The sequence below is a fragment of the Cupriavidus sp. 01L46 genome, from assembly GCF_056399905.1.
Genome location: NZ_JBFTSF010000199.1, coordinates 1 through 12205 on the forward strand (window position 1 = coordinate 1; position 12205 = coordinate 12205).

General features: G+C 61.3%; 8 protein-coding genes. 5 read left to right on the forward strand and 3 right to left on the reverse strand.

What is annotated here, in order from left to right; genetic code table 11:
• Positions 1–248: 248 nt before the first annotated feature.
• From AC1DS3_RS27000 to AC1DS3_RS27010, 3 genes are all read right to left on the reverse strand, one after another.
• A complete protein-coding gene (locus tag AC1DS3_RS27000; protein WP_441632047.1) occupies positions 249–641 on the reverse strand; it encodes an RT0821/Lpp0805 family surface protein in 393 nt (130 codons plus the stop codon).
• 190 nt (positions 642–831) lie between these two features.
• A complete protein-coding gene (locus tag AC1DS3_RS27005) occupies positions 832–3885 on the reverse strand; it encodes an ATP-binding protein (RefSeq protein ID WP_477128319.1) in 3054 nt (1017 codons plus the stop codon).
• A gap of 80 nt (positions 3886–3965) precedes the next feature.
• Entirely contained in the window at positions 3966–4631 is a 666-nt protein-coding gene (locus AC1DS3_RS27010) for a response regulator (protein ID WP_477109561.1), read from the reverse strand.
• A 433-nt stretch (positions 4632–5064) separates the two neighbouring features.
• On the opposite strand from AC1DS3_RS27010, the gene AC1DS3_RS27015 reads away from it, so the two are divergent.
• From AC1DS3_RS27015 to AC1DS3_RS27035, 5 genes are all read left to right on the forward strand, one after another.
• On the forward strand, positions 5065–6219 hold the full coding sequence (locus tag AC1DS3_RS27015; protein ID WP_441632041.1) for an EAL domain-containing response regulator: 1155 nt from the start codon (positions 5065–5067) through the stop codon (positions 6217–6219).
• A 653-nt stretch (positions 6220–6872) separates the two neighbouring features.
• Complete coding sequence (locus AC1DS3_RS27020; protein ID WP_441632039.1) at positions 6873–7529, forward strand: response regulator; 657 nt, start codon at positions 6873–6875, stop codon at positions 7527–7529.
• A gap of 234 nt (positions 7530–7763) precedes the next feature.
• Positions 7764–8315 (forward strand): fimbrial protein, encoded by a 552-nt coding sequence (locus AC1DS3_RS27025; protein WP_441632037.1) that lies wholly within the window; start codon positions 7764–7766, stop codon positions 8313–8315.
• A gap of 112 nt (positions 8316–8427) precedes the next feature.
• On the forward strand, positions 8428–9207 hold the full coding sequence (locus AC1DS3_RS27030) for a fimbria/pilus periplasmic chaperone (RefSeq protein ID WP_441632035.1): 780 nt from the start codon (positions 8428–8430) through the stop codon (positions 9205–9207).
• 186 nt (positions 9208–9393) lie between these two features.
• On the forward strand, positions 9394–12024 hold the full coding sequence (locus AC1DS3_RS27035; protein ID WP_441632033.1) for a fimbria/pilus outer membrane usher protein: 2631 nt from the start codon (positions 9394–9396) through the stop codon (positions 12022–12024).
• Positions 12025–12205 lie beyond the last annotated feature (181 nt).

A 12205-nucleotide genomic window follows, 5' to 3' on the forward strand; every position in this document is an offset into this window, starting at 1 on the left:
GCTATGCGGAAGGGAAGTTATTGGTTCCGGCGCAGCCGGCGAGCACTTTTGGCGCGAAAATCGACCAAGCGCGTTTGGGGCGGCATGCCTTKACAGGCACTTCTTCTATCTTGTGTGGCTACGGATCGGGGATGAGCCGGGGCATCGCCTCGTGTTGGAAAACCGCCCCCTCAAATCGCGAAGGCGGTTGGCCAACGACGCGAAATATGCCCGACGGCGTCAATGCGGACAGCGAACCCGACAGGTGCTCAACCGTCGCTGAGCTTGCGCGAGCGCCAGCGCCCGTCGCCCTGCTTGCAGAACCAGCCGGTCCAGTTGTCTTCCTGGTCGGCGCGTTTCAACTGAAGCTTCAGTTGGCGGCAGGACTGGCCTTTGTCGGTCTTACCGTTCATCGGCGTTAGATTTCCCTCGATCGGCTTGCGCTTTCCTGACGCTGGGTAGGTCCAGGGCACCACAGCACCGTCGGTGCCATCGTCCAGCGTCTTGCTGACCGCCTTGTATAGTGCGGCCGCTTCCTTTTGGCTCATGCTCCCGATCACGGTGCCATGGATGAACGTGTCGAAATAGGCGAGAGCCGGCGCGGCCGGAACAAGCGTGACGGCGCAGAGCAGCGCGCGTCGGAGAAACAGGCGAAGCGACATGAAAGTATCCTTAAGTGGGGTGCTGAAAGAGCGGGGAGCATGACCCGGCAAACGTCTGCCGACTGGGCCGCCAGCTCTTTTCAGAACATGAAAAAGCTGCCTATGGTAGCGCAATAGCCACCCATGATCGAGTGCGCATCCCGAGCCGATTTGCCGCGGCTGCATTCGCAAGCAGCCGCGATGACCGGCTTCAGGCTTTCAACGCCCCCAGCGCCTCTTCTATTTCCTGCTGGAACGCTGGCCATAGCCCCTGAAAGCTCTCGAGCCCCTCGCTTCTAACCAACTGCTGCAGGCCGATGCATAGTTCCGCCAGGGTCGCATTTCCCACCAGTGCGAAGCCTCCGCTCAGCGAGTGCAATGCATTGAGGACTGCATCGGCGTTGCCGGCCGGCAAGGCCTCCGTCATCGCCGCCATTGTCTCCCGCGTGGCAGTGTGCATCGCCTCGCACACCTGAGGGGTGATCGGCAATTCCGGCAATTCCAGCGACTCCGGCAATGTCTTGTCACTAGCGGATTCTCTCGGCGCGCTTCGACCCGCATGCGACCTCAGAACGCGCCCCAGCACCGCGAGCGGCAAGGGCTTGACCAACACCGTGGAAATGGACGCTTCCAGGCTGCGATGCGCCTGTTCCGGTGTGCTATGCGCGCTCATCGCCACGACAGGCAGGCCTGGATACTGCCGCCGGATGGCCGAGGCCAGGGCATAGCCATCCATCACCGGCATGCCGATGTCCGTCAGCACGACGTCATATTGCCTTTGCGCAAGCGCCTCCAGTGCCTTCGCGCCATTCTCGACAATCGTCGCGTCAAAGCCGAGTTGCTMGAACTGATCGGCCAGCATGGCGCGGGTTGCCGGGTGGTCTTCCGCGACCAGCACCTGGATGGGCGGCTCGCCGTCACTGGACTCCACCGCGCTTGCAGCGTCCGATGCCTTGGCCGACGCCGCTCCGCTGTCCTGTGCGCCCTGGAGGGGCGATTCCGTGCGTTGCAATGGCCACCTGACCGTGAAGGTACTGCCCTGCCCCGGCGTGGATTCGACCGAAATATGCCCTTGCGCTGCTTCCACAATGCGCTGGCACAGCGGCAGCCCGAGGCCGGTGCCACCGTAACGCCGATGGATGGAGCTGTCAGCCTGCGTGTAGAGCGCGAACAGGGTTGGCACGGCGGACGGGTCCATCCCGATACCGGTATCCGCAATATCGAACTGCACGACAGATCTTTCGTTGTCTGGCACAAAGGCGGCGCGAACGGCCACATGGCCGGATTCCGTGAACTTGATCGCGTTGCTGACCAGGTTGGCGATCACCTGCCGGATCCGGGTCGGATCGCCAAGAAAGTAGCCGCCGACATCGGGAGAGATGTCACAAGTCAGCGCCAGGCCTTTGGCCTCCGCAAGCGGCGCGAACGTGTCGCGCACATTCTGCAGCAGCTGGTCGCAACGGAAAGGAATGGATTCGAATGTCAGCTGCCCCGCTTCKACCTTGGACACGTCCAGCACGTCATTGATGATGCGAAGCAGCGAAGCGGACGACGACTCGACGATCTCCAGCCTTCGCCGCTGGCCGGCAGACAATGGCGAGCGCCCCATGAGTTCCAGGYAGCCGATCATCGCATTCAGCGGCGTACGGATTTCGTGGCTCATGGTGGCAAGGAACGTGGATTTGGCCTTGTTGGCCTGGTCCGCCGCCTGGCGCGCCTCCCTGAGCTTTTGCTCCGTCTTCTTCTGCGCGCTGATGTCCAGCAGCGCGCAAAGCAGAGCCGCCTCGCCTCGATACATGACACGGGTGAAGTTCACCAGCAGATGCGTCATGGCCTGCGTGCCCGCCCCGATGGTCAGCTCCTGGCCGAGCAACGGCCGGTTCCTGTTCGGCCGGTCCGCACGCGCTGCCGACGCGCGCTGATAGAGTTCCCACATGCGCTGGTTCAGCGGCGGCTCGCCAACCTGCTCGGCATAGCGGGCCATCACATTGTTGTCCACGATCACGCTGCCATCGGCCTGCGCAAGCAGGCTGAGGCCCACCGGCGCGGTATGGATCAGCGCGCGGTTGAGCTTCTGGCTTTCCTTCAGGCGCACCGCGCGCGCATACGAGGGCAGGAGGATCTTGCGGCGAAAAATGACAATGCGGACCCACAGCAACAGCCATCCCACCAGGGCAAGGGCGCTGATCGTCAGCAGGCGGTACTTCAGGCCGGCCAGGATCGTGTAAGGCGTATAAGCGTAGACGAGGCTCCAGTCCGTCCCCGGCAGGCGGTCACTGATCTTGAAGATGCCATCCTTGAAGGTCTGTTGCACGCCCGGCCGCGCCGCAGCGATCTGCGTGGCTGCCACACGGTTGATGAAGGCGCTGCGCTCGCCGTCAGGCGTCAACAGCACCTTGCCGTGCCCGTCGAGAATGGCAAATTCGCCCCCCTCCTCCGGATTCTGCAGGCCATTCAGGAACCGGCCTGGACGCCTGTTGGCAACGACAATGGCGAGCGGCCTGTGATCGCTGTCAAACAAGAACTGCACGAAGCGGACCACCAGCTCGCCCGAGAGCGGATCAAATTGCGGCGCCATCCAGATCACGTCCGCCGGCGTGGCTTCGGGATGGGCTACCGCAGCCTGCGTGAGGCTGACGATGTCTGGCCAGGTCTCCTTGAACAATCTGAGCGCATCGGGCAGGCGGGACGCCGGCACACCGTAGCCGCTTCCCGACCGGAGCAGCGTGGCCAGGAAATCCCCTTGCACGGAAAGGAAATACGTGTTCGCGGAAAGCTCGGGCGTGCGCGTCAGCACGACACTGGATTTGAGCTGCTTCTCCACCATGGCCAGAAGCGGCAAGAAACTCGACGCGGGCCGGGCGTCGCTGACCTCGGTGGCCACGGCATAGACCCGGCGGCCCGAATCCTGGCTGATCCGCAGCTGRCCATGATTGGAAAGGTACTGTTCACGCAAGGCTGGCGACGGCAGCGCCTGGCGGTCCCACACGCCTTCCGCATAGCCCGTGCCCCGCTTCAAGACCGCGCCGGCCCCTGTCATGCTGACCAGGAGCCTGGATTCCTGCGTCAGAAAGCCAGCGCGTGCCGCCGCATTGTAGTCACTGGCAGCCATCCACAAGGCCAACACCGAACACAGCAGGATGAAGGCCGATATTGCGGCGCCACCGCCATACAGCAGGGTAAGCTGATACCGCTTCATCAACTCAGGATTGAAGTCGCGGCGGCCGCGGGAAATGCGGTGCCTGACAAGGGGCTTCAGTTTCACGGCGAAGTCGACATCATTCTGCTTATGTTGGATCTATCAGGCGCACAGCCCGGCAGAGCGTGCCGGGGGGCGCGCCGGCGTCATGCTTCCTCTTGGCCGCCTTCCGGCTCCGGCTGCGTCTCGTTGCCGCTGTAGCGGATCAGGTCCGCATCGCGCGTGACCCCGAGCTTTTTCATTGCCGCAACCTTCTGCGCGCTGATGGTCTGCTTGCTACGATGCAGTTGGGCAGCAATCTCGCCCACCTTGTAGCCCGCCCGGAACAATCTCACGATTTCCGCCTCCCGGACACTCAGCCTGCGCGTGGCGCCAGGGTCCTCCTGATCTTCGAGCAAGGACGCAACCGTGGGCGACACGTATTGCCCACCGGTATAGGCGGCATGCACAGCGGTGACGATATGCGCCATGGCATCGGACTTGCTCAGTATGCAGGTCACGCCAAGCGTCTGGATGGCGCGCAGCACCGCGGGATCGTCCACCATGGTGATGGTCACGATGCGCACCTCGGGGAAGCGCCGCAAGATCATCGAGATGAGTGCCTGTCCRTCGCCGTACTTACCATCCGGCATGACATAGTCGAGCACCAGAACGTCGCACGGCTGCTTGCCGAGCGCATCGATCAGTTCCGTGGAATCCGAGGCTGTCCCGGTTACCTCGATGCCACCGGCCCCCTGCAGCGAATGGGCTATGCCAAGCAACGTGACTGGGTGATCGTCCGCCACCATGACACGCAAATGAAAGTCATCCATCAAGCCCACGCTTGTAGAAAATTGCACAAGACCCCAAGGTGCGAATGGCAAATAGCGACGTCACCACCAACAGTTCTTGGTCCACACCGCGCCAGGGTTTTCAACCTCGGTCGCAATGATACTCTTCGATCACTTTCCCGCCTATAAGTGCGAAGTAGACCATATCAATGGTATACGATCCCTGCCGATGCCCCCTCGCTTGCCAGCCGGGCATGGCTGGCGCGTCGATTTCTTTCGCTCTAACCGCTAGATTCAGACTCGTCCTATTCTTTAATGCCGGCCATCCTTTTATCCTGTCGGTATGAAAGGATCTCTCAGCACCCTCGCTCTGCAACAAGCCCAACTCCATGGCACCCCATTGCACGGTTGTGGCGCGCGCGCCCACGATCAGCCCGCAGGCCCGGGCAGCGCGAGCCGTCACCGCATCCTGGTCGTGGAAGAGAATCCGCTGCACCTCTCCACCACGATGCAGATGTTCGCCTGTCAGGGCGACCATCATGTGGAAGGCTATACCGACGGAGCCAAAGCCTTGCAGCGCCTGGGCGAATGCACTTTCGACCTGGTTGTCACCGGCCTCAATATCGCCGGCGTTGACGGCATCCAGATCATCCAGAGCCTGCCTACGTCTGCGATCGCACCGGCGCTGGTCATCACAAGCACCGCGCCACGGCCGATACTGGTCGGCGCCCGCAAGGTCGCCGAGTCGCTGGGCATCGCGGTAATGGCTACCTTGCCGAAGCCACTCACCCAGCAAGGCGTGCATGCCGCGCTTGGCGCGTACGGCGAGAGCGTGAAGCGCGTACGTCCCGCCCGTCCCGGCAACACCCCGGATTTTCACCGCGATACCCTGATCGCCGCCATGGAAAACGGCGAAATGCAAGCCTGGTTCCAGCCAAAGTACGCGCTGGTTGACGACCTGGGCCATGCGGCGGAGGCGCTGGTGCGCTGGGAACACCCGAAATTCGGGCTGCTGCTGCCCGGTGCCTTCCTGCCCGCCATCGAGCGCGAGGGGCTTGAGGCCTGCTTGCTGCAGACCATGCTGGCGCAGACGCTAGCCGCACAACGAGAATGGAAGGCCTGCGGCCACGATATTGCCGTCTCCGTGAATCTCACGACCAAACTGCTGGACGACCCGGATCTTCCCGATCGATTGCATGCGCAGGTAACAGCGGCCAAGGGAGATCCACGGCGTATCTGTTTCGAGTTGACCGAAGACTCCATGGAGGCGCAGGAAAGCAACTACTACGCGGGCGCATGCCGGCTGCGCATGCACGGCTTTGGCCTGGCCCAGGATGATTTCAGCAGCGGTTTCAGTTCGTTCTACAGACTGGTGGCAACGCCCTTCACGGAGCTGAAGCTGGACCGGTCCATGATCAAGGACGCCATCATGATCGATGCCTTCCGTGCCGCCCTTTCGAGCGTGGTGCAGCTTGGGCGCAAGATGGGCCTGACCGTTGTGGCAGAAGGCGTGGAGACCGAAGCCCAACTACGGCTTCTCCAGGAGTTTGGCTGCCACAGGGCGCAAGGCTTCCTGATATCGCCCGCCATCCAGCGAGACGCCATCGTCCGCTTCTTCTCCGCAAGCTGATCCGGCGCATGGCGCTGCGCCTACCATCACTTAGGGTCACTTAGCGTCGCCTACGGTTGCCGCTCGTCGTTCTGACCATTGAACGGAAGCGGCTCGTGGTGATTTGTGGCGATCCGTGGTGTGGCCTCCCCCTTGGCGCTAGCGCTGTCGTTTTCGCGGTGGCTTCTGCATAAGCAGCCACACGCCCTGCCTTTCCTGATCGCCTCCCGGCTCTCATCAGCCACAACAAGGCTTTGCCTCATGAACCGCCCTGAACGCTTCGCTGCGGCCGCCCCGCCAGCAATCCTTGCGCCTGGATCAAGCGCCAGCCCCATGGGCACAGCGAAACGCAAGCCTGCCAAGACGGCCACTTGCGCGCTGTTATGTAGCGCCCGCAACACGGATCAACGCCCTGAAACCCGCGCCACAGCGCGCCCTGACATCGCCGGAGATGCCAGGGCGCAGATGAAGGTTTGATGGAATTCCGGTCTGTGACCCTGCGGGATGAAAAGTGTCAACAATTGTTAAATTTAGGACTTGTCCTATTAAGCCCTGAAAATTTCGTACATGTCCTATGTATCTCGGACCAAGAATCGTACAAGATACACATATTGCAACTCCACACGCCACAATCGCTATAGGGGATAACCAGACAATCAGCAAACAAAGGGGCCATGGTTAATATGCGTAAATTAAATATAAACGTGGTGATAGCCGACGACACTCCATTGATACTGGATGGCTTGAAATGCGCACTAAATTCAATTTCTACGATAAACGTCCTGGCGTCATGTGAATCGTCAGCTGAACTCTTCAATACTTTGTCCGACATCAATTGCGATGTCATCGTAACTAATTACTCCATTCGTGGAGGCGAATCCGGCGACGGGCTGTCTTATATATCCCGCCTTCGCCGCCTTCACCCGAATACAAAGATTGTTGTACTGACCAGGCACAAGCAGCCCGCCATCATCAAGTCTGTTCTGGCCCTCGGCGTTTCCGCTATCGTGGGTCGGCATGACGATGCAACAGAGGTAATCACTGCCATTCATGTCAGCGCGTCTGGCGGGCAATATATTTCTCCACGGGTCCGCCTGGCGCTAGCTTGCTTGCAGTCCAACATCGATCGGTCACAACCGCTTTCTGCCCGCGAAACCGAGGTGATGCGCCTCTACATATCGGGCTTGACCGTCGGTGAAATCGCAGTCCTCCTCAAGAAGGGCAAGCAGACAATCAGCTGCCAAAAGATGAGCGCCATGCGAAAGCTCGGAATCAAGAGCAATGTCGATCTCATCAAGTATGGCAATGACATTAGTCATAGCCAGCATTGATGAACTGCATTCGCAGCGGCTCCCCGCCATCTTCTGGCTGGCTTCCCTGATACCGGGTCGCCCACAGTACCGGCTGTGAGGCACTCAGTACCGAGGTAATCACTCATGAAAGAGTGTGCAGCCTCAACCCTTGCATGAATGCAAAGCCATTCACTCGCGATATTGCCGAGTGGCCATGCATATCAAGCAACCCTAGCAGCTTACTTTTAACAACCTCCGAGAGGAAATCTGAAAATGAAATCGAAAATTCTGGCAATCACCCTGGCAACGGCTGGCCTGATGACCGCAGCTGGCTCGGCACAAGCTGCTGACGGCACCATCACATTCACCGGCAGCGTGATCGCCTCCACCTGCAAGATCAACGCTGGCACCAACGATCTGGCCGTGGCCCTGCCGCGCGTGAGCACCACCACGCTGGCCAAGGCGGGCGCCACTGCCGGCCGCACGCCGTTCGTCCTCTCGCTGACGGGCTGCGCCGTCACTGAAGGCGCGCCCACGAAGGTCTCTGTTTCCTTCGAACCCGGCACGACCGTCAACGCCAGCACCGGCCGTCTGAAGCTGCAGGGCACCGACGCCGCGTCCAACGTGGAAATCGGCATCCTGAACGATCAGTCCATGCCGATCAAGGTAGGTGCGGCCAGCGCCGACCAGAACTCGCAGACCGTGGTCATCGATAGCAAGACCGGTGTCGCGAATATGAGCTACGCCGCCGAATACACGGCGACTGGCCTGGCAACCGCGGGTACCGCGAACTCGTTCGTGCAATACACCCTGATGTACCCCTAAGCGCAAAGACGGATCTCTGATCACCGGGGATTGATCGTACCAGCTTGCAAGCCATCCGGCCGGTATCGGCCGGTGGCTTGCGACAGGAGGTATTAACGCAAAGGATACTCATATGACCCTCAACATTCCGAAGTCGAAGTTATCGAAGGTGATGGCGATTGTGTCCGCATCGATTGTGTCCGCATCGATCGCGACAACGGCCACCGCAGCCGTTGTCGTGTCAGGCACGCGCGTCATCTTTCCCGCCGAAGAGCGCGAGGTGACCCTCAAGGTGACGAATGATGGCCGCCTTCCTTCCCTGGTACAGACGTGGATCGATACCGGGAACGAAAATGATTCACCTGACAAGATCGACGTGCCATTCACGCTCACCCCGACCATGTTCCGCGTCGAGCCCGGCAAAGGCCAGACGTTGCGCATCATCTATACAAATGAGCCCTTGCCGACCGACAAGGAATCGCTGTTCTGGCTCAACGTACTGGACGTCCCCCCGAAGCCAACCGCCGACGACGAGCGCAACCGCCTTCAGGTTGCCTTTCGCACTCGGATCAAACTGATGTACCGGCCGGCCGGCCTGCCGGGTAAGGCCGAGGACGCCCCGGCACTGCTCAAGTGGCACATCGCCAGCGGCCCGGAAGCTAACCAGTATGTCCTGAAGGCCGTCAACCCAAGCCCCTTTGTTGTCAGCCTCGGCAGTGTCCAGTTGAAGATGGGTGGAAAGACGTTCGATGCAGGCATGGGCTATGTCCGCCCCGGCGCATCGCAGACATTCCTGATCAAGGGGCTGGAATCGATGCCCGCCGCGGATGCAACGGTCGACTACAGCAGCATCGACGATTGGGGCGGCGGCAAGAATACGCAAATGTCCGTCGCCATCGACACGCGGCACTAACGTAGCCGGTTAGCGCGGTAAGCGCACCCTGACCAGCTTCACTGCTGGGCCAACAGAAATCTCACACAAGTAAGCGTTGCGCATCCGTGCGCCACGTACCAATGTCGGGTGGCAAGGTCGGACCGTAGATCCGATGGCGTGGTCCGATCCATGATCGCCTGACGATTTACTCCCGGAGTGTTTTGTATGCCGCCGATTCAGCGTCTGAAATCCGATATTGGCCACATGCCGCAGTTGCGGCCAATATGCGCTTTGCTCCTGACCAGCCTGGCCGGCTGGCAGAGCAATGCGAACGCGGACGGTAGCACGCCGGAGGCGTTTCAAATCGCGCAGATCCAGTCCACGCCACTTGAGTTCGAGAGCGGCTTTCTCAACAACAGCGGCGGCAGCGTGGATCTGTCTAAGTTCCAGCGCAGCAATATCGTCACGCCCGGAACGTACAGTGTCGATATCTATGTCGATCAAAATTGGGTGGGGCGCGCCAGTGTGCCGTTCAAGGCCGTTGCCGGCACGGCGGATGCCCAGCCTTGCTTCAATGAAGCGCTGCTGAAGCAGGCCGGGGTCAATCTTGGCAAGCTGCCTCACCATGTGAAGGCCTCCTTCGCCGAGCCGGATGCCTGCGTACGCCTCGGGCAAGCCATTCCGGACGCCAGCTCCAGTTTCGACTTCGGCGAGCAGCGCCTCAATCTCAGCATTCCGCAGATTTCGCTGGTTCGTAACGCGCGCGGCTACGTCAGCCCAGACCAGTGGGAGGCCGGCGTCCCTGTCGGCATGCTCGGCTACAACGCCAACGTCTACAGCGCCAAGAGCCAGGGCAGCCACGCACAGACCCAGGGATATCTGGGCTTGAACGTGGGCGCCAACCTGGGGAGCTGGCATTTCCGTCACGACGGGTCGTACAGCCTGGATGACAAAGGGCGCCAGAAGTACCAGAACGTCGCCACCTACTTGCAGCGTAACCTGCCGTCATTGTCGTCGCAGCTCGTCATCGGCGAGTCCTATACCTCAGGCGATCTGTTCGACTCCACCCAGTTCCGCGGGGTGCGCATCTCCACGGACGATCGGATGCTGCCGGAATCGTTGCGCGGCTACGCGCCGGTCGTGCGCGGCGTGGCCAACAGCAACGCGAAGGTCTCGATTTCGCAGAACGGCGTCAAGCTCTACGAAACCACGGTCGCACCGGGTGCGTTCGAGATCGACGATCTCTACCCGACCGGATACGGCGGCGACTTGCACGTTGCCGTCACGGAAGCGGATGGTTCCGTGCATTCGTTCTCCGTGCCCTATGCGGCGGTGCCGCTCTCGCTGCGTCCTGGCACCAGCCGCTACAGTGTCGTGGCGGGCACGGTGCGCAATCAGCAGAGCTCGAAGAATCCACTCTTCACCCAGGGCACCTGGCAGCACGGTTTCACCAACCTGCTGACCGGATACGGCGGTATCACCGTGGCCGAAGGCTACGTCTCCGTGATGGCCGGCGGCGTGTTGAATACCTCGTACGGCGCGCTCGGGGCGGACGTCACGCAGGCCCGCACCTCGATCCCGGGCGTGAAGCGCTTCGATGGCTCCAGTGTGCGGGTGAGCTATGCAAAAAACGTGGTGGCGACCGGCACCAACGTCTCGATCGCGGCTTACCGCTATTCGACGGCCGGCTACTTCGGGCTCAACGACGCCATGCTCGCCCGCGAGCAGGCCGAACGCGGTCTCTCCATCGACACGGTCTACCGGCAACGGAATCGTGCATCGCTGACACTCAACCAGCGGCTCGGCGAGCGCGGCGGCAATATCAGTGCCACCGCATCCACGGCGACGTACTGGAACCGCAGCGGCTCGGATGTGAGTTATTCGGTGGGCTACAGCAACGCCTACAAGAATCTTGGCTACAGTGTTTCCGCCACGCGCCAGCGCAACTCGGGCGGCCAGATGAGCACGCTGTACTACGTCGGCCTGACGATTCCGCTGGGCGGGAAGATGCCAGTGACGATGTCGGGCAACATGATGTACGACACCGCCGGGCGCACCCAGCTGCAAACGGCGGTCTCCGGTGCGGCCGGCGTGGACAACAATTTCTCCTACGGCCTGAACGCCAATCACGCGAACGGCAACGGCAGTTCGACGACCAATGGCGGCGCCAACGTGACGTATCGCGCCCCGAATGCCGAACTCAGCGCCAGCGTCAGCGGCGGCGCGGATTACCAGCAGGCGTCCGTGTCCGCACGCGGCGCCATGGTCGCGCATCCCGGCGGGATCACGCTGTCGCAGCCGCTTTCGGAAACGTTCGCGATCGTCGAAGCACAGGGAGCGGAGGGCGCGCGCGTGACGAATGCCTCGGGCGTGCGGGTCGATAGCCGGGGCTACGCGATCGTGCCGTATCTCACGCCGTTCAATATGAATATGATCGAGCTGGACCCGAAGGGGTTGTCGACCGACGTTGAGCTCAAGGAAACGAGCCAGCGCGTGGCCCCGCTGGCGGGATCCGTCCCGATGGTGAAATTTGCCACCGAGTCCGGGCGCTCGGCGCTGATCCAGCCCCGGCGGCCGAATGGCAAGCCGCTCCCGTTTGGCGCCACGGTGGTCAACGAGCACGGGAAAGAAGTCGGCTCGGTCGGCCAGATGGGCAAGATCCTCGCGCGCGGCCTGGAGTCGCAGGGCGAACTGACTGTCAGGTGGGGCAAGGACGAATCGTCGGTATGTCATGTTCCCTACTCCCTGCCGGAGCGCAAGAAGCAAAAGGGGCTGCAGCCGCTGCAGCGCATCGACGCGGCATGCGCGGATGGCGCGCCTCGTCCGAACTACGCTTCGAATCAGGCGCGTCGATAGAGACGATGAGAGGACGCGTAGAACGCCACATGCTCGATTGAGCACCTAAAGATCTACGAAATGGCAGAAATAACGGGGAAACAGAATGAACGCACATCGGCGTCAGGCGGGACCCTCAGCTTTCCCCCGGACGGCAGAACAAGCCAGGGACGGTTAGCGCACGGAGCGCGCTTACCTTCTC